This is a genomic window from Pseudomonas sp. SA195, assembly GCF_054131565.1.
In genome coordinates this window covers 2,925,282-2,947,145 of the sequence record NZ_CP096392.1, presented here as the reverse complement: position 1 = coordinate 2,947,145, position 21,864 = coordinate 2,925,282, and the positions used below count along the sequence as shown (strand labels likewise).

The 21,864-nt window shown below is 61.3% G+C and carries 26 protein-coding genes; 12 read left to right on the top strand and 14 right to left on the bottom strand.

Annotation, left to right across the window (positions count from 1 at the left end):
* Positions 1-43: 43 nt before the first annotated feature.
* The gene (locus M1D78_RS13630) at positions 44-493 is read left to right on the top strand and encodes an acyl-CoA thioesterase (protein WP_437420539.1); all 450 of its coding nucleotides are present in this window, start codon (positions 44-46) and stop codon (positions 491-493) included.
* A gap of 50 nt (positions 494-543) precedes the next feature.
* Here the strand turns inward: M1D78_RS13630 and M1D78_RS13625 are convergent, their stop codons facing one another.
* A complete protein-coding gene (locus tag M1D78_RS13625; RefSeq protein ID WP_437420538.1) occupies positions 544-816 on the bottom strand; it encodes a hypothetical protein in 273 nt (90 codons plus the stop codon).
* A 350-nt stretch (positions 817-1,166) separates the two neighbouring features.
* Here M1D78_RS13625 and dinB point away from each other — a divergent pair, with 350 nt between their 5' ends.
* Positions 1,167-2,165: a DNA polymerase IV gene (dinB, locus tag M1D78_RS13620; RefSeq protein WP_457932903.1), complete on the top strand. Its 999-nt coding sequence runs from the start codon at positions 1,167-1,169 to the stop codon at positions 2,163-2,165.
* 322 nt (positions 2,166-2,487) lie between these two features.
* Here dinB and M1D78_RS13615 read toward each other — a convergent pair whose 3' ends face one another.
* The 8 genes from M1D78_RS13615 to M1D78_RS13580 form a co-directional block, all read right to left on the bottom strand.
* Positions 2,488-2,889, bottom strand: a complete 402-nt coding sequence (locus tag M1D78_RS13615) for an META domain-containing protein (RefSeq protein WP_437420537.1) — start codon at positions 2,887-2,889, stop codon at positions 2,488-2,490.
* Positions 2,886-3,323, bottom strand: coding sequence for a hypothetical protein (locus tag M1D78_RS13610; protein ID WP_437421315.1), 438 nt, complete (start codon positions 3,321-3,323; stop codon positions 2,886-2,888). Before M1D78_RS13610 ends, M1D78_RS13615 begins: the two co-directional genes overlap by 4 nt.
* 128 nt (positions 3,324-3,451) lie before the next feature.
* A complete protein-coding gene (locus tag M1D78_RS13605) occupies positions 3,452-4,243 on the bottom strand; it encodes a dienelactone hydrolase family protein (RefSeq protein WP_437420536.1) in 792 nt (263 codons plus the stop codon).
* A gap of 158 nt (positions 4,244-4,401) precedes the next feature.
* Positions 4,402-4,998, bottom strand: coding sequence for a cytochrome c3 family protein (locus M1D78_RS13600; protein ID WP_437420535.1), 597 nt, complete (start codon positions 4,996-4,998; stop codon positions 4,402-4,404).
* Between the two features lie 10 nt (positions 4,999-5,008).
* Positions 5,009-5,491 carry a nitrate reductase cytochrome c-type subunit gene (locus M1D78_RS13595; protein ID WP_437420534.1) on the bottom strand — a complete coding sequence of 161 codons (483 nt, stop codon included), beginning with the start codon at positions 5,489-5,491 and terminating at the stop codon, positions 5,009-5,011.
* A gap of 11 nt (positions 5,492-5,502) precedes the next feature.
* Positions 5,503-8,007, bottom strand: a complete 2,505-nt coding sequence (napA, locus tag M1D78_RS13590) for a nitrate reductase catalytic subunit NapA (RefSeq protein WP_437420533.1) — start codon at positions 8,005-8,007, stop codon at positions 5,503-5,505.
* Positions 8,004-8,264: a chaperone NapD gene (locus tag M1D78_RS13585; RefSeq protein ID WP_437420532.1), complete on the bottom strand. Its 261-nt coding sequence runs from the start codon at positions 8,262-8,264 to the stop codon at positions 8,004-8,006. Before M1D78_RS13585 ends, napA begins: the two co-directional genes overlap by 4 nt.
* Positions 8,265-8,308: 44 nt before the next feature.
* The gene (locus tag M1D78_RS13580; RefSeq protein ID WP_437420531.1) at positions 8,309-8,512 is read right to left on the bottom strand and encodes a nitrate reductase; all 204 of its coding nucleotides are present in this window, start codon (positions 8,510-8,512) and stop codon (positions 8,309-8,311) included.
* 221 nt (positions 8,513-8,733) lie between these two features.
* On the opposite strand from M1D78_RS13580, the gene M1D78_RS13575 reads away from it, so the two are divergent.
* The gene (locus M1D78_RS13575) at positions 8,734-9,921 is read left to right on the top strand and encodes an MFS transporter (protein WP_437420530.1); all 1,188 of its coding nucleotides are present in this window, start codon (positions 8,734-8,736) and stop codon (positions 9,919-9,921) included.
* An 11-nt stretch (positions 9,922-9,932) separates the two neighbouring features.
* On the opposite strand, the gene M1D78_RS13570 is transcribed toward M1D78_RS13575, so the two are convergent.
* From M1D78_RS13570 to M1D78_RS13555, 4 genes are all read right to left on the bottom strand, one after another.
* On the bottom strand, positions 9,933-10,427 hold the full coding sequence (locus M1D78_RS13570) for a SprT family zinc-dependent metalloprotease (protein WP_437420529.1): 495 nt from the start codon (positions 10,425-10,427) through the stop codon (positions 9,933-9,935).
* 56 nt (positions 10,428-10,483) lie between these two features.
* Positions 10,484-11,146 carry a Yip1 family protein gene (locus tag M1D78_RS13565; RefSeq protein ID WP_437420528.1) on the bottom strand — a complete coding sequence of 221 codons (663 nt, stop codon included), beginning with the start codon at positions 11,144-11,146 and terminating at the stop codon, positions 10,484-10,486.
* A gap of 159 nt (positions 11,147-11,305) precedes the next feature.
* On the bottom strand, positions 11,306-11,905 hold the full coding sequence (locus M1D78_RS13560; protein ID WP_437420527.1) for a Yip1 family protein: 600 nt from the start codon (positions 11,903-11,905) through the stop codon (positions 11,306-11,308).
* Between the two features lie 137 nt (positions 11,906-12,042).
* Entirely contained in the window at positions 12,043-12,666 is a 624-nt protein-coding gene (locus M1D78_RS13555) for a DNA-J related domain-containing protein (RefSeq protein ID WP_437420526.1), read from the bottom strand.
* A gap of 111 nt (positions 12,667-12,777) precedes the next feature.
* On the opposite strand from M1D78_RS13555, the gene ttcA reads away from it, so the two are divergent.
* The 6 genes from ttcA to M1D78_RS13525 all read left to right on the top strand — a co-directional run bounded on the left by ttcA (position 12,778) and on the right by M1D78_RS13525 (position 17,180).
* The gene (gene ttcA / locus M1D78_RS13550) at positions 12,778-13,602 is read left to right on the top strand and encodes a tRNA 2-thiocytidine(32) synthetase TtcA (RefSeq protein ID WP_437420525.1); all 825 of its coding nucleotides are present in this window, start codon (positions 12,778-12,780) and stop codon (positions 13,600-13,602) included.
* Positions 13,603-13,691: 89 nt separating this feature from the next.
* A complete protein-coding gene (locus M1D78_RS13545) occupies positions 13,692-13,823 on the top strand; it encodes a hypothetical protein (protein ID WP_437420524.1) in 132 nt (43 codons plus the stop codon).
* 268 nt (positions 13,824-14,091) lie between these two features.
* Positions 14,092-15,168, top strand: a complete 1,077-nt coding sequence (locus tag M1D78_RS13540) for a 3-deoxy-7-phosphoheptulonate synthase (RefSeq protein WP_437420523.1) — start codon at positions 14,092-14,094, stop codon at positions 15,166-15,168.
* An 84-nt stretch (positions 15,169-15,252) separates the two neighbouring features.
* Positions 15,253-15,924, top strand: coding sequence for a DNA-3-methyladenine glycosylase I (locus M1D78_RS13535; protein WP_437420522.1), 672 nt, complete (start codon positions 15,253-15,255; stop codon positions 15,922-15,924).
* Between the two features lie 78 nt (positions 15,925-16,002).
* Positions 16,003-16,605 carry a DUF4823 domain-containing protein gene (locus M1D78_RS13530; RefSeq protein ID WP_437420521.1) on the top strand — a complete coding sequence of 201 codons (603 nt, stop codon included), beginning with the start codon at positions 16,003-16,005 and terminating at the stop codon, positions 16,603-16,605.
* Between the two features lie 8 nt (positions 16,606-16,613).
* A complete protein-coding gene (locus M1D78_RS13525; RefSeq protein ID WP_437420520.1) occupies positions 16,614-17,180 on the top strand; it encodes a DUF1285 domain-containing protein in 567 nt (188 codons plus the stop codon).
* A gap of 65 nt (positions 17,181-17,245) precedes the next feature.
* Here the strand turns inward: M1D78_RS13525 and M1D78_RS13520 are convergent, their stop codons facing one another.
* Positions 17,246-18,901, bottom strand: coding sequence for an electron transfer flavoprotein-ubiquinone oxidoreductase (locus M1D78_RS13520; RefSeq protein WP_437420519.1), 1,656 nt, complete (start codon positions 18,899-18,901; stop codon positions 17,246-17,248).
* A gap of 333 nt (positions 18,902-19,234) precedes the next feature.
* Between M1D78_RS13520 and M1D78_RS13515 the strand changes: the two genes are divergently transcribed.
* The 3 genes from M1D78_RS13515 to M1D78_RS13505 all read left to right on the top strand — a co-directional run bounded on the left by M1D78_RS13515 (position 19,235) and on the right by M1D78_RS13505 (position 21,862).
* Positions 19,235-19,984, top strand: coding sequence for an electron transfer flavoprotein subunit beta/FixA family protein (locus M1D78_RS13515; RefSeq protein ID WP_437420518.1), 750 nt, complete (start codon positions 19,235-19,237; stop codon positions 19,982-19,984).
* A complete protein-coding gene (locus M1D78_RS13510) occupies positions 19,985-20,914 on the top strand; it encodes an electron transfer flavoprotein subunit alpha/FixB family protein (protein WP_437420517.1) in 930 nt (309 codons plus the stop codon).
* 120 nt (positions 20,915-21,034) lie between these two features.
* Complete coding sequence (locus M1D78_RS13505) at positions 21,035-21,862, top strand: substrate-binding periplasmic protein (protein WP_437420516.1); 828 nt, start codon at positions 21,035-21,037, stop codon at positions 21,860-21,862.
* The last annotated feature ends 2 nt before the right edge of the window (positions 21,863-21,864 follow it).

Here is a 21,864-nt window from a genome sequence, read left to right as displayed (position 1 = left end):
ATGGGTCGGCAAGCGCAATCACAGCCAAACATGAGGGGTGTCCATGATCTGGGATCAGGTCGAGGGGTACGTCATCGACATCGAGGTCGATGCGTCACATATCGATGAGCTGGGGCATGCGAACAATGCGGTCTACGTGACCTGGCTGGAAAGCTGCGCCTGGCGCCATTCGCAGAGCCTGGGGCTTGGTCTTGATGACTATCGGCGCCTCGACCGGGCGATGGCGGTGCTGCGGCACGAGATCGACTATCTGGCGGCGGCGTATGAGGGGGATCGTCTGCAATTGGCGACCTGGATCGTCGAATCGGACCAGCGCCTCAAGATGAAGCGAAACTTCCAGTTGGTTCGGCCGGCGGACAATACGACGCTGCTGCGCGCGCAGACTACGTTCGTGTGCATCCAGTTATCCAATGGCAAGCCCAAACGGATGCCGGTGGAGTTTGTGGAAGGGTACGGTCAGGCCCTGATTGAACCCTATCCGCTGGAACTCTGACTGACACCCGGAGCCGCCATCCGACGTTGAATGGGCGGCTCCGGCCCGAGTCAACGCTGTTCAGGCTTGCTGACGTCCGCGTCGCGGCGCTCCTTGGCGTCCTCTCGCCAATCGTCCTGTACTTCATTCTTCATCTTCTCGTCCATGGTCTTGCCGCTGGTATTGACGTTGGCAGTGTTGTCGCGCTGGTGGTTTTCGTTCATGGCGCTGCCCTGGGTGTGCGCAGCGCCATGGGTGTCGTGCTTCATGTCGTCCTGGTTGGCCAGCGCGCCGCCGGCGAACAAGAGCGAGGTGAATGCGAGTGCGAGGGTTGAATGTGTCATCGGGACCTCCCGTAGCATTGAAAAAACTTCGATTCTCCTGACGTCCGACCTGATGGCTTGGTCAGTGTTCGGTTTCTGGTCAGGTCGGAACCGTCCACAGAGCGGCTTCATTGTCCGCAGCCGCTCTGGCTGGGTGCGGAAAGGGGAGTGGTGGCTAAGGCCGTTCGTCGGACAGCCCTTTAAGCCAGTCGATGCGCAACCAGGCATTGCATGGCCTGGCTGAGGGGCTTCGGCGATAATGCGCGCGGCTTGGCTCCAGCTGGCCTTAGGTTGAACACGAGGCGATCACCGTTAACGCAACCCGAAAAATCATCCATGTCGACTGCGATTGCTTCTATGCCGCGATCGAAATGCGAGACGACCCCAGCCTCGCCAATCGTCCGATCGCAGTAGGTGGGCTGGCAGATCGTCGCGGCGTGATCGCGACCTGTAACTACGAGGCGCGTGCGTACGGTGTCCGATCGGCCATGGCGTCCGGCCATGCGCTCAAGCTGTGCCCCGACCTCCTGATCCTTCACCCACGGATGGACGCCTACAAGGAAGCATCCCGTGAGATCCACGGGATATTTCGCACCTACACGGACCTAATCGAGCCGCTGTCGCTCGATGAAGCCTACCTGGATGTGACCCGCACCGAGCATTTCGCCGGCAGCGCCACGCGCATTGCGCAGGACATTCGGCGGCGCGTCTGGCAGCAGCTGCGAATCACGGTATCGGCGGGTGTCGCGCCCAATAAATTCCTCGCCAAGATTGCCAGTGACTGGAACAAGCCCGATGGGCTCTTCGTGATCACGCCGGATCAGGTTGACGATTTCGTACTGGCGTTACCGGTGACCAAGCTGCACGGGGTCGGGCGCGTGACTGCCGAGAAGCTCAAGCGTATGGGCATCCAGACCTGTGCCGACCTGCGGACATGGAAACGACTGGAGCTGGTCCGCGAATTTGGCTCGTTTGGCGAGCGGCTGTGGGGGCTGGCTCATGGCGTCGATGAGCGCGAGGTACAGGTCGAAAGCCGCCGGCAATCGGTGAGTGTCGAAAACACCTACGATCGGGACTTGCCTGATCTTGCCGCTTGCCTGGAACAGTTGCCCGAGCTGTTGGAGCAGTTGACCAAGCGGATGGCGCGGCTCGATGACGGTTACCGGCCGAGCAAGCCCTTCGTGAAGCTCAAGTTTCATGATTTCACCCAGACTACCCTTGAGCAGGCCGGCGCTGGCTTAGAACTGGACGACTACGCCGATCTCCTCGCCGGAGCCTTCGCACGGGGGAAGCGCCCGGTGCGGTTGATTGGGGTCGGCGTGAGGTTGGTCGATCTTCGGGGTGGTTTCGAGCAACTGCGCCTGTTCTAGCGGTTGCCGAACACCAAGGCCGCGCTATGAGCGGCCTTGGCGGTTTTGCGGATAAAAGAGGGGAATTCCCGGCCTGCCTGTACCGAGGTCCCCGAAACTGGCTTCAGAGCTATTGCATCTGGCGTGCCAGTTTCCAACGTTGCAGAACGAATGCCTTTCCGACTGCGCTGTAGCCCGCGATTTCCGTGGTCCCAATGCGGCTAGGTGAGGTCGGCGTCTGCGAGCCGTCGTCGCTGGTGGATTCTACGGGAGGACGTAAACGATACGGGCGGTGCCTGTCGCCAGTGCATGGGGCCCGCTCGTTGCTCAGGTTTGGCGCAGATCAGTTCTGCTCGGGCCAAGCACGGATCGCGGCGCCATCGACAGGCCAAAGGCGCAGCTGGTCGATGTTGGATACGTCCCAGCGTTCGACCTGCGAGAGCCGTTCTAGGAAGTGCCGCTCCTGCCGCATGAGGTGCTCGGCACAGGCCTTACGGGTACTGCCGATGCTGTCGAAGTGCAATTGCTGGCCTTCGAGCTGATAACCAGCAAACCAGTGGTTGCAGCCTGCGTTGCCGTAGGCGCGGTCATCGCTGAAGGTAATGGAGATGGGGTTGCGCCCAACCACTGGTTCTTCGCCAACCCATTCGACGATGTACGTCACCTCACGCTCGAGTGACAACGGCTCGACGGCGCACCCGGCCAGCGCAGCGCCGGCCACGGCAATAAGCAGGGACGTCCTCATGGCTGGGTACCTCCGCAGGCAGGACACAGGTGGCGCCCTGCATCGTTGCGCCAGCCCAGTTCGGTGATTCGCGCCTCGGCGGCGGGCGCGCGTGCCGGCTCGCCTTTCGCTGCATCGACTGCAAACTCGAAGTCGAGCTGCTTGCCGCAGCCGTCGCAGCTGACTTTCCAATTGAGGATTTCAAGTTCGCGGAACACCGGCCCGCTGGCGACTGCCGTCCACTGTCCAGGCGGGTTGATGAGGTGACGAACTTTCTCGACCGTGAGCCGTTGAAACAGATCGCGGCTGCCCTTGAGGGTCACGATCAGGGTGTCACCGATGCGGACATTGCCGCCGTTGCCGGTGACCTGGTAGCGCCCGGGAGCGAGCGCGCGGCATTCGGTCAGCGTATGGGCGGGATTCAGGAGGTTGTAGCGGAAATCGTGTTCGGCCATGACTCGCGGATAGGGCAGTTTGCAGGGCGGCCATGCTAGCACGGCGGGCCGCCTCGGGCGGGCCGTCTCGATGCCTGAAGCATTCGCTATCGGTGTGCGGATGCTTCAGGTTCGGTGGAGGCAGCCGGTCAGTTGCCCTCGGCGAAGGTTTTTTCGAGGAAGCGCTGCATGTCGCTCCAGGATTGCTCGTCGGCTGCCTTGTCATAGGCGACGTCGACGCCTTTTTCCTGGAAGCGGTCGGCGTCGGGGTTGGTGAAGCCATGCTTGGCGCCGGGCAGGTTGACGAGCTGGAAATCCGCCCCGGCCTTGACCATCTCGGCACTGAGCGCCGCTACGTCGTCGCTGCTGACCATGCTGTCGGCGCTGCCGTGCTCGACCAGCACGCGGGCCTTGACGCTGCCTGGCACGGCGCGGGTCTGGGTCGCGAGCGCACCATGAAAACTCACCACGCCGTCCAGCGGGACGCCCTGGCGCGCCATGTCCAGCACGACCTTGCCGCCAAAGCAGTAGCCGACGGCGGCGAGCTTGTCAGCGTCGGTCTGTTGCTGCTGCTTGAGTAGGTCCATGCCGGCATTGAAGCGCGCCTTGGCGGCATCGGCATCTTTCAGCGCAGCTTGCATGAAGCTCATGGCGTCCTTCGGGTGCTCGGTATTCTTGCCTTCGCCATACATATCGACAGCCAGCGCGCTGTAGCCCAGCTCGGCGAGATCGCGTGCGCGGCGCTTTGCGTAATCGTTGAGGCCCCACCATTCGTGAACCACCACGACCCCGGGGCGCTTGCCTTCGACGGCATCGTCATAGGCGTAGTAGCCCACCAGCTTGGTGCCGTCGGCGGCGGTGTAGGGGATTTCCTGGGTTTGGATTTCAGCGTGGGCCAGCGCGCTCGCGGCCATCAGTGCGCCAAGCAGGCAAATGCGCATGGTAGGACTCCTTGTTCTCGAGGTTTGTCGGTCAGGCAGACTGGATAGCCGTAGTTCGACTCGAGCGCAAGGGCGTGGTTCAGAGAGGGGGGTGAAGGGCGGATTGAAACGTCCCGACCACCACCGTAGTTCGCCGGTGGTCGTCGGGACGGGGTGGGTCACCAGCCGGGCACGCCGTGCATATCCGGCAAACGGTGAGCGATCCCCTTGTGGCAATCGATGCAAGTGGCTTCGCCTTTCGCCAGCGCCGTCGAGTGGAATTGTGCGGCCCGCGGCGATTGCTTGGTGAAGTCCATGTAATCGAAGTTGTGGCAGTTGCGGCACTCCAGCGAGTCGTTCGCCTTCAGCCGGCGCCACTCTCGCTCGGCCATCTCGCGGCGCATACCGAGGAATTTCTCGCGAGTATTGATGGTGCCGAAGATCTTGCCCCAGACCTCCTTGGAGGCTTGCATCTTGCGCGCGATCTTATCTGTCCATTCGTGCGGCACGTGGCAGTCGGGGCACGTCGCACGCACACCGGAGCGATTGGTGTAGTGGATGGTGTCCTTGATCTCCATGTACACGTTGTTTTCCATCTCGTGGCAGGAAATACAGAAGGTCTCGGTGTTGGTCGCCTCCAGCGCGGTGTTGAAGCCGCCCCAGAAGACGATCCCGGCGATGAACCCGCCCAGCGTCAGTACGCCCAGGCTGTAATGCACGCTAGGGCGGCGTAAGACCGTCCAGTACCGCTTGAGAAACGACAGTATCGACTTCATCCGGCGCCCCTTACTCTTCGGCCTGTTCGGTTTCGCGATACAGCAGCTCGTCGATGTTCTCGAAGTCGTTCTGCACCAGCGGTTTGACGTCGTGTTGCACCACATGACACTGCGTGCAGAAGTAACGCCGGGGCGCGACGGTCCCAAGCGTCTGGCTGTCGCGATCGGTGAAATGGGTGATGCTGATCATCGGGGCCTGGGTGCGCGCGCTGTTGGCGCGACTGTGGCAGGCCAGGCAGCGGTTGCCGTTGGCGTCGACCTGGTAGCCGCGAATGGTATGCGGGATGGTGGGCGGCTGCTCCGGATAGTTGCGCTCGCGGCGCAGGTCTTTGTTCTCCTCGTCCTTTAGCGGCGGGGGCGTGAACTCCTGCGTAATGGTCCCGCCCGGGCGGCGGCCGTCCGGAGCGGGGGCGTCGAGCGGGTAGTTTGGCTCTGCGGCCACGGCGAGGCCGATCACCGCGAGGAGCGTCAAAGGCAGTAGGCGGACTTTCATGGTGACTCTCCTCAGGCGATGCTGACCACTTCGATTTTCACGGCACACTTCTTGTAATCGGTCTGCTTCGAGATCGGGTCGGTGGCGTCGAGGGTGACCTTGTTGATCAGTTTGTTGGCATCGAAGAAGGGCACGAAGATCAGCCCCTTTGGCGGTTTGTTGCGCCCGCGCGTTTCGATACGGGCCTGCATTTCACCGCGCCGGCTGATGACCTTCACCACGCTGCCGCGGCGGGCCTTCAGGTCACGGGCGTCGTCTGGGTGCATGTACACCAGGGCGTCTGGCACCGCACGATGCAGCTCGTCGACCCGCTGAGTCATGCTGCCGGTGTGCCAATGCTCGAGGACACGACCAGTGCTTAGCCAGAACGGGTATTCCTCGTCGGGAATCTCGGCCGGGACTTCGTAGGGCAGGGCAAAAATGATCGCCTTGTTATCGGGGTAACCGTAGAACTGAACACCGGCCCCTTTCTCTACATAGGTGTCGTAGCCCTCGCGGTAACGCCAGCGGGTTTCCTTGCCGTCGACCACCGGCCAGCGCAGGCCGCGCTCCTTATGGTAGAGATCGAATGGCCCGAGGTCGTGACCATGACCACGCCCAAACTCGGCGTACTCTTCGAATAATCCCTTCTGCACGTAGAAGCCGAAGTGCTCGGCTTCGTGGTTGCGGTAGCCCTCTTCGATATCGGAGCTGGGGAAGCGGTCGACCTGGCCATTCTTGAACAGCACGTCAAACAGCGTCTTGCCCTTGAGGTCCGGCGCTTTGGCAAGCAAATCGGCTGGCCACACCTCGTCGGTCGTGAAACGCTTGGAAAACTCCATCAGCTGCCAAAGGTCGGAGCGTGCTTCGCCGGGCGCGCTGACGAGCTGATGCCAGAAGTGCGTGCGGCGCTCGGCATTGCCATAGGCGCCTTCCTTTTCCACCCACATCGCCGCAGGCAGGATGAGGTCCGCGGCCTGGGCCGAGACGGTCGGGTAGACGTCCGAGACGACGACGAATGTTTCGGGGTTGCGCCAGCCCGGCAGCACTTCCTGCATGATGTTGGGGCCAGCCTGCATGTTGTTGGTGGCCTGGGTCCAGTACACCTTGAGGCCACCGTCCTTGAGCTCCCGGCTCTGCTGGACGGCATGGAAGCCGGGTTTTTCCTGGATGGTGCCTTCAGGCAATTTCCAGATTTTTTCGGTGACGGCGCGATGCTTTGGGTTGGTGACCACCATGTCCGCAGGCAAGCGGTGCGAGAACGTGCCGACCTCGCGCGCGGTGCCGCAGGCCGATGGCTGTCCGGTGAGCGAGAAGGGGCTGTTGCCCGGCTCGCTGATCTTCCCGGTAAGCAGGTGAATGTTGTAGATCATGTTGTTCGCCCAGACCCCACGGGTGTGCTGGTTGAATCCCATGGTCCAGAACGACATCACCTTTACTTTCGGATCCGCGTATAGCTCGGCCAGCGCTTTGAGGCGTTCAGCAGGAACGCCGGATTCATGCGCGGCGTGCTCGAGGGTGTAGGGCTTGAGGAATTCGGCATAGTCCTCGAAGTTGATGTCGGTCCAGCTACCGGCGACGGCGGCGTTTTCGGCCTTGAGTTCCCGCGGGTCGGTCGGGCGCAGCCCGTAGCCGATGTTGGTCGCACCCTTGGCGAAGCGGGTGTGGTTCTTGATGAATTCCTCATTGACCGCGCCGCTCTTGATGATGTGGTTGGCGATGTAGTTGAGGATCACCAGGTCCGTCTGCGGATTGAACACCATCGGGATGTCGGCGAGGTCGAAGCTGCGATGTTCGAAGGTTGACATCACCGCGACCTTCACATGTGGCGCGCTCAGGCGCCGGTCGGTCACGCGCGTCCAGAGCACCGGGTGCATTTCCGCCATGTTCGAGCCCCAGAGCACAAATGCGTCGGCCGCCTCGATGTCGTCATAGCAACCCATCGGCTCGTCCATGCCAAAGGTACGCATGAAGCCGACCGCGGCCGAAGCCATGCAGTGGCGCGCATTCGGGTCGAGGTTGTTGGAGCGGAAGCCCGCCTTCATCAGCTTGTTCGCGGCGTAGCCTTCCCAGACGGTCCACTGGCCCGAGCCGAACATGCCCACCGCGCTCGGACCACTTTCCTTCAGTGCCGTCTTGTACTTCTCTTCCATCACATCGAAGGCTTGCTCCCAGCTCACTGGCTGGAACTCGCCCTGCTTGTCGTATTTGCCATCTTTCATGCGCAGCAATGGCTGGGTCAGCCGGTCGGTGCCGTACATGATCTTCGACAGAAAGTAGCCCTTGACGCAGTTAATGCCGCGATTGACCTCGGCCTTCACGTCGCCGTGAGTCGCGACGACGCGGTCACCGGAGGTGGCGACCATGACGCCGCAGCCGGTACCGCAGAAGCGGCAGGGTGCCTTGTGCCACTTGAGTTGGGCGGCCTCGGGATCGGTAACCAGGTTGGACGCGCTGGTGGCGATCGGCAGGCCTGCTACTGAGGCAGCGATGGCCGCCGCGTTGGCTTTGGCGAATTGACGACGGGTGAGGCTCATTCAGACTCTCCTTCGTGTGTGAGGAGTTCGTGATAGATCAGGGCGGCGTTCAGCACGCCGGGTATCTGTTGGATTCGGTCGATGGTTTCGAGGATGCGGCGTTCATGTTCAGCTTCGATGACGACCACGATCTTTCCGGCCGGGCTCGTTTGGTGCAGTTCGATATCGGGGAGCAGGCTCAGGTTGCCCTTCACCGCGTCGATCAGTTCTGGGCGGCAATGGACGAGCAGGCTCGCGATATGCAAAACGTTATTCATAGGCGGCAGCGTGCTTTAGTGAACGGGGGAGAGCGGTCGATTCGTCAGCTAGGAGGGCCGGGGGGACCGAAGACGACCAGCTGGCTGATCCAGACGATGAAGCCGTAACCGGCAACGGTCACGACGCTCAAGAGAGGAAATAGAAACACCAGTAGAAAGATGAAAAGCTTGGTTTCCTGGGCTTTTCCAGCGGGGGCTGGGTCGGACTGAGTGGCCACTGCGTTCACCTTTGTCACTGCGACTGTCATGGCAGGAGTCTAGGTAAAGGGAATCGGCCTTTCAAAGCCATTCGTCCACAAAGCATAAGGTTATTGCTGTTAATTCCACTTTTCTTGATCCAGCGCAAGCGAACCCGCCTACACCAAGCGTTTCGGATGAGCGGCAGGCGCGCCAGCCCGGTCCACGGCTGTGTTTTGCGCGTGATAGGCTTCGAACCCCTTCGCTTCATGCTCGCTGCTCGACTGCCAACATGCCCCTTGAATCCGCATCCGCCGCGCACCTCAAACGCGGCACATCCGGCTATCGCCGGGCCACGCTGGCGCTGTTTTGTGCTGGCTTTGCCACCTTCGCCATGCTGTATTGCGTGCAACCGCTGCTGCCGCTTCTGGCTGAACACTTCAGGGTGTCGGCAGCGACCAGCAGCCTTGCGCTCTCGCTGACTACGTTATCGCTGGCGGTGTGCCTGTTGCTCTCGGGTGCGCTGGCCGAGAGCTGGGGGCGTAAGCCGGTGATGGTGGGTGCACTCGCCACGGCCTGCCTGCTGGGCCTGGCCTGTGTCTGGGTCGATTCCTGGCATGCGTTGCTGATACTGCGGGCATCGCTGGGCTTGGCGCTCAGCGGACTGCCGGCGTTGGCAATGGCCTACGTCGGTGAGGAGTTCGACCCCGAGTCCCTGCCTGCGGCCATGGGGCTGTATATCGGCGGTACCGCGTTGGGCGGGCTGCTAGGGCGCCTGTTATCGGGCCTGCTGAGCGATCTCGGCGGATGGCAACTGGCGCTTGGCGGCATCGCAGCGCTTGGGTTGGCAGCGCTCGGCTTGTTCATCTGGTTGCTGCCCCCGTCACGCCATTTCACCGCGCAGGCGCTTTCGCTTCCCGGCTTGCTCGACAACTTCGCCCGGCATATGCGCAATCCGGTGCTGAGAAACCTGTTCATGCAAGGCTTCCTGCTGATGGGTGGTTTCGTGGCGCTGTTCAACTACATCGGCTTCCGTCTGGCCGCAGAGCCGTTCGGTTTGTCGTCCACGGTGATCGGCTTGTTGTTCGTCGTCTACCTGGCTGGGATCTTCAGTGCCGGCTGGGCGGGGCGTTTGGTACCGCGCTTCGGTGCTCGTGCGGTGCTGCAAGGCGGGGTGGCATTGATGCTCGTTGGCGTCGCGATGTGTTCGACATCCTGGCTGGTGGCGATCATTCCCGGCCTGGCACTGTTCACGCTAGGGTTCTTCGCCGCGCATGCGGTCGCCAGCGGGCAGGTCGGCAAGCATGCGGCGGGCGCCAAGGCCCAGGCGTCGGCGCTCTATCTGTGTGCTTACTATCTAGGGTCGAGCGTGATTGGCTACGCCGGCGGGTACGTTTGGGAGCACAGCGGCTGGCTGCCGTTGACCGGGGTCCTGGCGGTGCTCTTTGTGGTGGCCGGTTGGCGTGCGCGGGGACTTTAGCCGGGTCGATATCACTCCAATCGCTGCTCGCCACTGAACACAAGTGTCGCCCGGCAGCGCCGGCAGAAATAGCGCCGGCCCCTGCTGACCAAAGCATGGCGCTGGGCTGTGAAGGAGAAATCCTGACCCTCGCAGCGGCACCGGTAGATGAAACGATTAACCGGGCGACGAGCAATTTCGTAGGTATGGCAGCGATCCGGCGTCAGCTCGTACACACCGCGCATGATCAGCTGCCATTCCTCGCCGTGCGGGCGGATGCGCCCGCCGAACATCTGGTGCGCGACCAGATGGGCAACCTCATGGGCGACCGTCTGCCTGAGGAAATGCTCGCGGTTCTGCTGATAAAGCACCGAGTTGAAGCGCAGCAGGTTCTGGTCGAGGTGCGCGACTCCAGCCTTTTGGCCTCTTAGCTTGAGGCTCACCTGCGGACGCTCGAAGCGTCGGTTGAAGAACGCCTCGGCCTGCAGGTAGCAGGCCTCGACGCGTGCATGAAGCTGGTCGGGCATCTTGGCCTCCGAAGAAGGCCCGGGATTATGCCCAAATGGCTGCCGTGGGCAACCGTTCAGAGACCGCCGGGCTCCTCTTGGGGCCGCTCTTCAGTGGTATAGCCCTGGTTTTCCACGGTGTTGCGCTCGTAGGTAGGCTCCAGCCGCAGATGCCAGAACAGGATCATGCTGACCATTACCGTGACAAGCACCAAAAGCGCGACACCCCAGATTGAACTGGCGTAGAGAAAGCTTTGCGAGTTGCGCTGGCGCATGAACGCCGGCAAGCCGGTGAACAGCAAGTACGTCGAATAGACAGCCGCTATCAACAACACAATCGCTGCGAACCATCGATTTGGATACAAGCCGGTAACGCCGGCCAGCAGGAACGGTGTGATTACATAGGCAACGAAGCCGATGCACTGGTTGACGCTCGGCCGTACCTCAAACGCTTTCGCCATCCACCGAACGAACAGGCCCATTACCAGCGTGCCGATGAGAATCGTCAGGTACAGCAGCAGGCAAAGCTGGAAGGCGCTGCCGGTATCGAGCCGCACGCGCTCGTCTTCGACCAGGCTCCAGCCGACAACGGTCACGCCGATGAACAGGCACACCGCAGGGATCAGCGCTAACACCAGAAGGTGCATCAGGTAGTGCAGGCTGTTGGCGTCTTCCTTCTGGCGAATCGATTCCCACGCACGGTCCGGGCGGGTAAACAAGCTGATGAATTCTGGGGTCATGGAGCCTCCTGATGCCTGGGCTTGAGCGTCGCTGTTGCGGTTTAGACGCTCAAGGCCGGCAGGGATTCCAAAACCATGACGAGTCTTCCAGGGCGAGGGGGGCAGGCGAAGCGATGCGGCCAACCGGGCACATGCCCAGGTCAGCCGCATGGGTTGGCTTTACCGAACGTAGATCGGGCCGATGCCCATGCCCCACATGACCACCGACAGGGCAATGATGGCGACCAGCACCACGAGCCCGACTGCGAGCACTGAGCTTGAAAACAGGAAACCTTCGTCGGATGGGATGTTCATGAACGTCGGTAAGCCGACATAGAGCAGGTAGGCGGTATAGCAGATGGCCGCAGTGCCGACGATCATGCCCAGCCAGATATGCGGATAGAGCGCAGCCAGGCCGCCCACGAACAGTGGCGTCGCGGTGTAGGCCGCAAACACGATGCATTGCACTAGGGTCGGGTTCGCATCATAGGTACGCGACATCCAGTGGATGAACCCGCCCATAACCGCCACACCCGCAAGCATTGCCAGGTAAGAAAGCGCCGTCAGTAGCAAGGCGCTGCTCTCGGTGAGCTTTACCGCTTCGCCGCCATTAATGCTCCAACCCACCTGGGTGGTCCCGATGAACGCCGAGATGGCCGGGATGGCAGCCAGCACCGCTACTTCACCGAGATGAAGCTTGCCGACTTCGCGCTCCTCGCCGGTAATTTCCTGCCACTCCTGACCGGGGTGGGCGAACAGTCCCCAAACATGATTGATCATGCCAGCGTCTCCTCTGTTTTGGAGGGCCGCTCCGCCTGGCGTTCCGTCAGTTGGACGGGCGTGCGACCTTAAGTCGCAGTATAGGAATGCAGCGTGACGCCGTATCGAGCTGGTTAGAGCGTTTGGAAGCTATGCCGCTAGCGGTAATGCCGTTGCAGTATTTCCATTGCCAGGTTGATGGACTGAATGCGCGTCGTGCTGCCGCCGCGGTCCGGGTGGTGAATACTTACCAGCTGCCGGTAGCGTCGCTTGATGGCCGCCATGTCCAGCCGCGGCTCGCTGTCCAGTTCGAACAGCTCCAGCGCGGCGCGCTTCTGTTCCGGGTCCCAGTCGCCGCTGCGGTCGATATGGTCCCCCCGCATGCGCGACCAGAAGCTGGCCAACAGACGTTCGACCTCCGCCTCGTCTGTATCGCGCAGGTTGGTCATGTCCAGGTAGTAATCGCGAAGCGGATCCTGGGCAGCGATACCGCTGGTCCCTGGTACGTAGATCTGTAGCTGAACGCAGAGAGGGGAAATCTGCAGGTGATGGCTGCACTCGCCCCAAAGCTGATCGCGTAAGCGGTACAGCGCGTTGAAGACAAGAAAATGCGTGCGAAACAGCACCAGCTTGTCGATCAGCGGCAGGTGCGGAATATGCGTGCTGTGCCGGGCCTTGAGCTGCTGGATCAACTCGTATTCGCTGCAACCGTCGGGCTGTTCACGCAGCAGCAGAAGGATCTGTTCGGCTAGGTCCTGCTCGAGTTCGAGGTCGTCGTTCATGCGGCAAGCCTAGCACAGCGCCAGTATCGGAACGCTGGATGGATGGGGTAGGGCAGGGACCATTTTTGCGCGTAAAATGCGCGCCTTTCGCATCTCACCCGGACACCTGAAATGGGCAATCTCTCGGTCAATCAGAACAAATTGCAGAAGCGTCTGCGCCGTCTCGCCGGCGAGGCGGTCACCGATTTCAACATGATCGAGGATGGCGACAAGGTGATGGTCTGCCTGTCTGGTGGCAAGGACAGCTACACCATGCTCGACGTGCTGCTCTATCTGCAGAAGGTTGCGCCAATCAAATTCGAGATCGTCGCCGTCAACATGGACCAGAAACAGCCTGGTTTTCCGGAGCACGTGCTGCCCGAATACCTGGCCTCCATCGGGGTCGAATATCACATCGTTGAAAAGGACACGTACTCGGTCGTCAAGCAGAAAATCCCTGAAGGGAAGACCACTTGCTCGCTGTGTTCCCGCCTGCGACGGGGCACGCTGTACACCTTCGCCGACGAGATCGGCGCGACCAAGATGGCGCTCGGTCATCACCGCGACGACATCCTGGAAACCTTCTTCCTTAATATGTTCTACGGCGGCACGCTCAAGGCGATGCCGCCCAAGCTGCTTTCCGATGATGGCCGCAACGTGGTGATCCGACCGCTGGCGTACTGCAGCGAAGCGGATATCGAGGCCTACTCCCAGATGAAGGCTTTCCCGATCATCCCGTGCAATCTGTGTGGCTCGCAGGAGAATCTGCAGCGCCAGGTCGTCAAGGAGATGCTGCAGGAGTGGGAGCGCAAGTCGCCGGGCCGTGTGGAGATCATGTTCCGCGCACTGCAAAACGTCGTGCCATCGCAACTGGCCGACCGTAACCTGTTCGATTTCAGGAGCCTGCGCATCGATGACGCGGCGACACCGCGCTTCCTTGATGTGATGAGCCTGTAAGCGCCGGCCGCGGCCAGGCGCCTCGACGCCCCGCTTGCCAGGCCGCGAAGTGCTGAAGTAAGGTTCAGCAATCGTTTTGGAGTTTTCCCATGCCGCTCGACCTCAATGTGCTGTTCTCGCTCAATGCCGGTGCCGCTAGCGCCGCGCGGGCTGTTGTGCAGCCATTGCTGGCTTCGGCGTATTACTTCTTTGGGTATTGGTTTAGCCATAGGCGCGCCTGATACCCCACAGGCGGCCTGATAACCAGGGTCGCCACCAGAGACGTTTGAAAAAACCCCCGGTCGGCAACCCGACCGGGGGTTTTGTTTTTTTCGGCCCAACGTTGGCCACAGCGCGAGGAACCACAGATGAACAGCTACCGCAACGCTTACCGCAACGACCGCTACGACTGGCGATTTAGCGGCCTGACTGCTGCCTCCATACCTCCAGAACGAACAATCCGATAGCGCCGCCGCGGCATGGGCCGCGCCGGCAGGGAACTGCCAGATCATGACTGCATCCGCCACTGCTCAACTCATTTCCACCCCCGTTTCCACCCTCGCGCCCGCTGCCCGTCGTAGCGCCCAGCCGTTGCCCAGCCCCGCCTTGTTGCGCCAGCGATTGCCGCTTTCGGACGCGCTTGCTCAACGTATCGCCGCAGACCGTGACGCCATTCGCGCGGTGCTTGATGGCCGCGACTCGAGGTTGCTGGTTGTCGTCGGCCCCTGTTCGCTGCACGACCCCAAGGCTGCGCTGGAATACGCTGATCGTCTCGCCGGGCTGGCTCCGCAGGTTGCGGACCAGCTACTGCTGGTCATGCGGGCCTATGTCGAAAAGCCACGGACGACTGTGGGCTGGAAAGGCCTGGCATACGACCCGCACCTGAACGGCAGTGATGACATAGCAGAAGGGCTCAGCGTAGCGCGGCGTCTGATGCTGGCCATTATCGAGCGAGGCCTGCCGGTCGCGACTGAATTGCTGCAGCCCTTGGTCGCAGGTTATCTAGACGACCTGTTGGCCTGGGCTGCAATCGGTGCGCGCACCAGCGAGTCGCAGATTCATCGTGAGCTGGTAAGTGGCCTGGGCATGCCGGTCGGCTTCAAGAATGGTACGGATGGCAGCCTGGGTATCGCCTGTGACGCCATGCGCTCCGCCGCCCATCCGCACAGCCATTTCGGTATCGATGACTTGGGTCACCCGGCCGTGGTGAGCACCTGCGGTAATCCCGATACCCATCTGGTCTTGCGGGGAGGGCATGCCGGGCCCAACCATGACGCCGCCAGCGTTGCCGAAGCGCGGTCGGCGCTGCAGCGGCAGGGTATCGAGCCGCGCATCCTGGTCGATTGCAGCCATGCCAACAGCGGCAAGGACCCGCTGCGACAGCCCGAGGTGCTCAAGGCAGTGCTCGAGCAGCGCCTGACGGGAGACGACAGCCTGCGAGGCGTGATGTTGGAAAGTCATCTGTTCGACGGCTGCCAGGCCCTCGGCACTGCGCTTCGCTACGGCGTCTCCATCACCGATGGTTGCCTGGGTTGGGCGTTGACCGAGCGGACGCTGCTCGATGCGGCCGACCGGCTGCGTGGCTAGGCCTGTTCAATGGGCGGTGGGCTTGCGGGCTCGATCCGAGGCGGGCAACCTGTGCCGCGATCTGAATTGAGCCTTGGATACCGCATGCGTGATTACAAATGGCTGCACGAGTACTGCCTCAATCGATTCGGCTCTGCCGCCGCGCTGGAGGCTCGATTGCCGCAGCCGAGCACTGCGGATGAGCTGCGTGCCGTCTCGGATGATCGCTACCTCTCACTGATCAGCCTGCGAATATTCCGGGCTGGTTTGAAGCACAGCCTGGTCGACGCGAAATGGCCTGCCTTCGAGGAGGTGTTCTTTCGCTTCGATCCGGAAAAATTGGTGCTGATGGGCGGCGAGCACATCGAGCGGCTAATGCAGGATGCGCGCATTATCCGGCATCTAGGCAAGCTCAAGAGCGTGCCACGCAACGCGCAGTTCGTCCTAGACGTCGCCGCGAGCCATGGCAGTTTCGGTAATTTCCTGGCTGGTTGGCCAATCAACGATATCGTCGGCCTGTGGCGCTACCTGGCCAAGCATGGTTGCCAGCTTGGCGGGCTGTCCGCCCCTCGTCTGCTGCGCATGGCAGGCAAGGACACATTCATTCCCAGCAATGACGTCGTCGCGGCACTGAAGGCTCAGCAGGTGGTGGATCGTGTACCCAGCAGCCAGCGCGACCAGGCGCTGGTCCAAGAGGTCTTCAACCGCTGGCATGGCGAAAGCGGCCGCCCGCTCTGCCAGCTTTCGGCAATGCTGGCGTTTACGGTCAATCATTAACCGGGCAGTGCAGAGCTGGCGTGGTTGCTGCATTGGTCGAGGAGCCGCCAGTTTTCCGTCAGCCGCAGGAGCATTCGGATGAAGATGATTACCTTACTCGCTGCCTTCTTGGTCCTTGGAGGCTGCATGAAGGTTAGCGATATGGCCGAGGGCACGCGCGACCAGCTCCGCGATGCCGGCATTCTCGATCACAGCCATACACAGCGCTCGGCGTCCTGGCGGTTACAGGCCGACTCCTCCATCTATATCGCCCAAGGCCACTTCGTGCCCCCGGGGAACGGCTATCCACGGCCGAACGTCGTGGCGGAGGAAGCGTTCAAGGGCTTCGTCGAGTACTTTCCCATGGTTCGCCGTGCGCCAGACCCGGTCGGTCTGGATGAGGCGTTGAACCAGGCAGTGGCCTCAGGTGCCCATTACTTGCTGTACACGCGATTTGCCACGGCCGACGATCGAATCGGCAGTTTCGATGAGTTGAACGATCAGCGTGCGCTCGACCGGCTCGGTGTCGATACCAGCGTGATTCAACTGATGCTCATCGAGACGGGCAGCCGCTATCTGGTCGATACGGCACGGATACGCAGCCGTGGCGGGCTGCTCAATATCTATGATGCGACGCCACAGGTCTTGCTGGGCCCGCCTCTAAGGGACTATGCCCGCAGCCTGATTGGCCTCAGCCGATAGGAACAAACATGAACGATGCGGGCAAGGCTGCGGATCTGCTGGGGCAGATCCCAAAACAAGAGAAGAAGGAGCTGCCACCGGTGCATCTGTGGAATCCACCGTTCTGCGGGGATCTGGACATGCGCATCGCGCGAGACGGCAGCTGGTATTACATGGGCACGCCAATTGGCCGGCCCGCCATGGTGCGATTGTTCTCAACCGTGATTCGCCGCGATGGCGATCGCTACTTTCTCGTCACGCCGGTGGAAAAAGTCGGCATACAAGTCGATGACGCCCCTTTCGTAGCGGTGCGATTGGCGGTTGAGGGAGAGGGCGAAACGCAGCGCTTGCGCTTTACCACCAACGTCGACGACGAGGTGGAAGTGGGCGCCGAGCATGCGTTACGTGTCGTCATCGATCCGCAGACACAGGAGCCCGCGCCCTACGTCCATGTGCGTGCAAATCTCAAGGCTCTGGTTCATCGCAACGTGTTTTACGAGCTCGTGGAGCTGGCGATACCCGGGGTAGTCGACGGTGAGAACTGGCTAGGCGTGTGGAGCGGTGGGGTGTTCTTTCCAATCGGCCGGGCTGAATAGCGGCGGTTGTACGCGGCCTTCGCCGGTACATGAAAAAGGCTCCCGAGGGAGCCTTTTTTGCTTGCTTACATGTTGGGGTAGTTAGGCCCACCCGTGCCTTCCGGTGCGACCCAGGTGATGTTCTGGGACGGGTCCTTGATGTCGCACGTCTTGCAGTGGACGCAGTTCTGCGCGTTGATTTGGAAACGCTTGCTGCCGTCGTCGTTGTCTACCACCTCATAGACGCCAGCGGGGCAGTAACGCTGGGCGGGCTCGTCATACAGCGGCAGGTTCTTCTCGATCGGGATCGACGGGTCGGTGAGCTTGAGGTGAACGGGCTGTTCTTCCTCGTGGTTCGTGTTGGACAGGAAGACGGAGCTGAGTTTGTCGAAGCTGAGCTTGCCATCCGGCTTCGGATAGTCGATTCGCTTCGACTGCGCGGCGAGCTTCATGCACGCATAGTCCGGTTTGGTGTCGTGCAGGGTGAACGGGATCTTGCCGCCAAAGATGTTCTGGTCGACGAAGTTGAACGCGCCGCCCTTGACCGCTCCCCACTTATGGATCGCCGCGCCAAAGTTACGACTCTTGTAGAGCTCCTCGTACAGCCAGCTCGCCTTGAAGCCTTCCTCGTAGCCCGTCAGCTCGTCGCCACCCTCGCGTCCGGCGAACAGCGCGTCGGCCGCAGCTTCGGCCGCCAACATGCCGGACTTCATCGCGGTGTGGCTGCCCTTGATCTTGGCAAAGTTCAGGGTACCGGCGTCGCAGCCGATCAGGGCGCCGCCGTTGAAGACCATTTTCGGCAACGAGTTGATGCCGCCCTTGGCTATGGCCCGCGCGCCGTAAGACACACGCTTGCCACCTTCGAGGTACTGCTTGATGACTGGATGATGCTTGTAGCGCTGGAATTCGTCGAACGGCGAGAGGAACGGGTTGCTGTAGGACAAATCGACGATCAGACCGACCACCACCTGATTGTTCTCCAGGTGATAGAGGAACGAACCGCCGGTGTTGTCATCATCCAGCGGCCAGCCAGCGGTATGAACCACCAGGCCCGGCTCGTGCTTGGCGGGGTCGATGTCCCACAGTTCCTTGATACCGATCCCGTAGTGCTGCGGATCGACGTTGGCGTTCAGCTGGTAGCGGCTGATCAGTTGCTTGCCGATATGCCCACGGCAACCTTCGGCGAACAGCGTGTACTTGGCACGCAGCTCCATGCCGGGCGTATACATGCCTTCCTTCGGATTGCCCTCGCGGTCCACGCCCAGGTCACCGGTTATGATGCCGCGCACCACGCCTTGCTCGTCGATCAGCGCTTCCTGCGCAGCGAAGCCGGGATAGATTTCGACACCGAGGTTTTCGGCCTGCTGAGCCAACCAGCGGCACAAGTTACCCAGCGAAATGATGTAGTTGCCCTCGTTGTGCATGGTTTTGGGTACCAATGCGTTGGGCAGTTTGCGTGAGGTTTCGGCGCTCTTGAGCAGGTAGATGTCGTCGCGCGTGACGGGGGTATTCAGCGGGGCCTCAAGCTCCTTCCAGTTCGGAAAGAGCTCATTGAGCGCACGGGGCTCGAATACCGCACCGGACAGAATATGGGCGCCGACTTCGGAACCTTTCTCGACGACACAGACACTGATCTCCTTGCCAGCGTCTGCAGCCCTTTGCTTCAGTCGGCAGGCAGCGGACAGGCCCGCGGGGCCGGCGCCGACGATGACTACGTCGAATTCCATGTATTCGCGTTCCATTGGCTATCTCCTACTCAAGGCTTTGATTTTTTGTGTGATCGTAAGGGCTGGATCGTTTTCCCTGACCAGGCCGAGCTGCCGCATTATATAGATGTGCCGAAACGGGTCCAATACAAACGTTTGTTTGAATTTTCTGCAAGGCTGTTAGAATCGCGAATCTGCCGGTTATAGCGGGGTATATGCGTTGTTGACCCCAGCCGTGACCAGCGGTCAAGATACGGGCAGTTTTGCGCGCGCCGAACGGGTTCCGCGGTTGCATTGACGCCCGGTTCTTCGAGCAGTGGCTCGATTCGCCTCGGCGACATTCCTATTCACCGGAGAGTAGAGGAATCCATGAAGATTCTTGTAGCTGTCAAACGAGTGGTCGATTACAACGTCAAGGTTCGTGTCAAGGCGGACAACTCCGGCGTCGACCTCGCCAACGTCAAGATGTCGATGAACCCCTTCTGTGAGATCGCCGTGGAAGAGGCCGTTCGCCTGAAAGAGAAGGGCGTCGCCAGCGAGATCGTTGTGGTGTCCATCGGCCCGACTGCCGCACAGGAGCAGCTGCGTACGGCTTTGGCGCTGGGCGCCGATCGCGGTGTGCTTGTTGAATCGACGGAAGACCTGAGCTCCCTGGCTGTGGCCAAGCTGCTCAAGGCAGTGGTCAACAAGGAGCAGCCTCAACTGGTCATCCTCGGCAAGCAGGCCATCGACAGCGACAACAACCAGACCGGCCAGATGCTTGGCGCCCTCACTGGTTTTGCCCAGGGCACTTTTGCCTCGAAGGTCGAGGTGGAAGGCGACAAGGTCAAGGTCGAGCGCGAGATCGACGGCGGCGCGCAGACCGTAGCCCTGAACCTACCGGCCATCGTGACGACCGACCTGCGTCTGAACGAGCCGCGCTACGCATCGCTGCCGAACATCATGAAAGCCAAGAAGAAGCCTCTGGAGGTTCTCACGCCGGACGCGCTGGGCGTGACCGTCACCTCGACCGTCAAGACGCTGAAGGTCGAGGCACCCGCTGCGCGTAGCGCCGGTATCAAAGTCAAGTCCGTGGCTGAACTGGTCGAGAAACTGAAGAACGAGGCGAAGGTAATCTAAATGACTATCCTGGTTATCGCTGAACACAACAATGCCGTCCTGGCCGCTGCGACCCTGAATACCGTTGCTGCCGCCAAAGCGATCGGTGGCGATATTCATGTGCTGGTGGCAGGCGCTGGTTGCGCCGCTATCGGCGAAGCTGCCGCGAAGATCGACGGTGTCTCGAAGGTGCTGGTTGCCGACGATGCCGCCTACGCCAACCAACTGCCGGAAAACGTCGCTCCGCTGATTGCTGGTCTCGCCAGCAGTTACAGCCACGTCCTGGCTGCGGCCACCACCAATGGCAAGAATTTCATGCCGCGCGTGGCTGCCCAGCTCGATGTCGACCAGATCTCCGAGATCATCGCCGTCGAAAGCGCCGACACCTTCAAACGGCCTATCTACGCGGGCAACGCCATTGCTACCGTGCAGTCCAGCGCCCCGATCAAGGTCATTACCGTGCGCAGCACCGGTTTCGACCCGGTCAATGCCGAGGGCGGCTCGGCAAGCGTCGAGCAGGTTTCCGGTTCCGGTGATGCAGGTGTGTCCGCCTTCGTCGGTGAAGAGTTGGCCAAGTCCGACCGTCCCGAGCTGACCGCAGCCAAGATCGTCGTTTCTGGCGGTCGCGGCATGCAGAACGGCGAAAACTTCAAGCATCTGTACTCCCTGGCGGACAAGCTGGGCGCTGCCGTGGGTGCCTCGCGCGCCGCAGTCGATGCCGGCTTCGTGCCCAACGACATGCAGGTCGGCCAGACCGGCAAGATCGTCGCACCGCAGCTGTACATCGCGGTCGGCATCTCCGGTGCCATCCAGCACCTGGCGGGGATGAAGGACTCCAAGGTGATCGTCGCGATCAACAAGGACGAAGAGGCACCGATCTTCCAGGTTGCCGACTACGGCCTGGTCGGTGATCTGTTCGAGATCCTGCCGGCGCTCGAAGAGCTCGTCTGACGCGCGTCGCTGACTAAAAAACCCGCTCCTGTAGCGGGTTTTTTCATGGGCGCCTCGGGCTCGTGGCCGATGGTAAGATGCGCAGCCAGGCCTGTCCGAATCCCCGACACGAGGTAATCCATGCGCTGTGCCGTTCGGCTGAAAACTGCCCTGATCACCTTGCTGCTCGCCGCGCCCCTCGCCGCCACGGCGGCAGGCGGCAAATGCGACCGGCTGATCGCAACGGGCGGAGCGGACAACCCACCTTTCCTCTGGCGTGATCCGCAGAATCCCAAGCGTTTGGTGGGAGCCAATGCGGACCTCTTGAAGCGCATCGCTGACTCGCTCGAACTCAAGCTGGATTTACTCTACACCGGTGATTCTGCCAAGGCATCGGATGAGGTTAGAAGTGGTCGCGTCGACCTGCTTGCCGACGCCACCCTGAGCGTCTCGGAATTGAAGCGAATGGATTTCGTGCATCCCTCAATCACCGGGTTGCAGGTCGCCGCCTGGGTGCGAAACGAACCGGGTTTCTTCTACGCCAGCCGCGAGGATCTGGCCGGGCATGCGGGCACTCGGGTGTCGGGCAAGCATTGGGGCAGCGTATTCGAGGGTTATGCGTCGAAATCGCTGAAGCTTGAGACTGCCCCCAGCCTTGCCGAAGCGATGCAGCGTCTACTCGTCGGCAAAACGGATTACGTACTGCACGAGCGCTATAGCGCAGTGGCGCTGGCCGGCCCGCTGGGGCTGCTGGACGATGTGCAGCGCTTGCAGCCGCCAGTACTGAGCCATGGTATGCATTTAGCGGTGTCCCATGACTCGGCCTGTAACTCGCCATGGCTGCGTGGTCAGCTGGCGGTGAAGATGACCGAACTTCGCGCCGCCGGCGTTCCCGAGCAGCTACTGGCCGATAACCTCGAGCGCTGGAAGCAACAGCAGCTAGCGCCAACAAGCAATTCCCAACGCTAGGA

Excerpts from the sequence above, each read along its gene's own strand:
- M1D78_RS13630 (WP_437420539.1), top strand. The coding sequence starts at position 44 with ATGATCTGGGATCAGGTCGAGGGGTACGTCATCGACATCGAGGTCGAT.
- M1D78_RS13625 (WP_437420538.1), bottom strand. The coding sequence starts at position 816 with ATGACACATTCAACCCTCGCACTCGCATTCACCTCGCTCTTGTTCGCC.
- dinB (WP_457932903.1), top strand. The coding sequence starts at position 1,167 with ATGCGAGACGACCCCAGCCTCGCCAATCGTCCGATCGCAGTAGGTGGG.
- M1D78_RS13615 (WP_437420537.1), bottom strand. The coding sequence starts at position 2,889 with ATGAGGACGTCCCTGCTTATTGCCGTGGCCGGCGCTGCGCTGGCCGGG.
- M1D78_RS13610 (WP_437421315.1), bottom strand. The coding sequence starts at position 3,323 with ATGGCCGAACACGATTTCCGCTACAACCTCCTGAATCCCGCCCATACG.
- M1D78_RS13605 (WP_437420536.1), bottom strand. The coding sequence starts at position 4,243 with ATGCGCATTTGCCTGCTTGGCGCACTGATGGCCGCGAGCGCGCTGGCC.
- M1D78_RS13600 (WP_437420535.1), bottom strand. The coding sequence starts at position 4,998 with ATGAAGTCGATACTGTCGTTTCTCAAGCGGTACTGGACGGTCTTACGC.
- M1D78_RS13595 (WP_437420534.1), bottom strand. The coding sequence starts at position 5,491 with ATGAAAGTCCGCCTACTGCCTTTGACGCTCCTCGCGGTGATCGGCCTC.
- napA (WP_437420533.1), bottom strand. The coding sequence starts at position 8,007 with ATGAGCCTCACCCGTCGTCAATTCGCCAAAGCCAACGCGGCGGCCATC.
- M1D78_RS13585 (WP_437420532.1), bottom strand. The coding sequence starts at position 8,264 with ATGAATAACGTTTTGCATATCGCGAGCCTGCTCGTCCATTGCCGCCCA.
- M1D78_RS13580 (WP_437420531.1), bottom strand. The coding sequence starts at position 8,512 with ATGACAGTCGCAGTGACAAAGGTGAACGCAGTGGCCACTCAGTCCGAC.
- M1D78_RS13575 (WP_437420530.1), top strand. The coding sequence starts at position 8,734 with ATGCCCCTTGAATCCGCATCCGCCGCGCACCTCAAACGCGGCACATCC.
- M1D78_RS13570 (WP_437420529.1), bottom strand. The coding sequence starts at position 10,427 with ATGCCCGACCAGCTTCATGCACGCGTCGAGGCCTGCTACCTGCAGGCC.
- M1D78_RS13565 (WP_437420528.1), bottom strand. The coding sequence starts at position 11,146 with ATGACCCCAGAATTCATCAGCTTGTTTACCCGCCCGGACCGTGCGTGG.
- M1D78_RS13560 (WP_437420527.1), bottom strand. The coding sequence starts at position 11,905 with ATGATCAATCATGTTTGGGGACTGTTCGCCCACCCCGGTCAGGAGTGG.
- M1D78_RS13555 (WP_437420526.1), bottom strand. The coding sequence starts at position 12,666 with ATGAACGACGACCTCGAACTCGAGCAGGACCTAGCCGAACAGATCCTT.
- ttcA (WP_437420525.1), top strand. The coding sequence starts at position 12,778 with ATGGGCAATCTCTCGGTCAATCAGAACAAATTGCAGAAGCGTCTGCGC.
- M1D78_RS13545 (WP_437420524.1), top strand. The coding sequence starts at position 13,692 with ATGCCGCTCGACCTCAATGTGCTGTTCTCGCTCAATGCCGGTGCCGCT.
- M1D78_RS13540 (WP_437420523.1), top strand. The coding sequence starts at position 14,092 with ATGACTGCATCCGCCACTGCTCAACTCATTTCCACCCCCGTTTCCACC.
- M1D78_RS13535 (WP_437420522.1), top strand. The coding sequence starts at position 15,253 with ATGCGTGATTACAAATGGCTGCACGAGTACTGCCTCAATCGATTCGGC.
- M1D78_RS13530 (WP_437420521.1), top strand. The coding sequence starts at position 16,003 with ATGAAGATGATTACCTTACTCGCTGCCTTCTTGGTCCTTGGAGGCTGC.
- M1D78_RS13525 (WP_437420520.1), top strand. The coding sequence starts at position 16,614 with ATGAACGATGCGGGCAAGGCTGCGGATCTGCTGGGGCAGATCCCAAAA.
- M1D78_RS13520 (WP_437420519.1), bottom strand. The coding sequence starts at position 18,901 with ATGGAACGCGAATACATGGAATTCGACGTAGTCATCGTCGGCGCCGGC.
- M1D78_RS13515 (WP_437420518.1), top strand. The coding sequence starts at position 19,235 with ATGAAGATTCTTGTAGCTGTCAAACGAGTGGTCGATTACAACGTCAAG.
- M1D78_RS13510 (WP_437420517.1), top strand. The coding sequence starts at position 19,985 with ATGACTATCCTGGTTATCGCTGAACACAACAATGCCGTCCTGGCCGCT.
- M1D78_RS13505 (WP_437420516.1), top strand. The coding sequence starts at position 21,035 with ATGCGCTGTGCCGTTCGGCTGAAAACTGCCCTGATCACCTTGCTGCTC.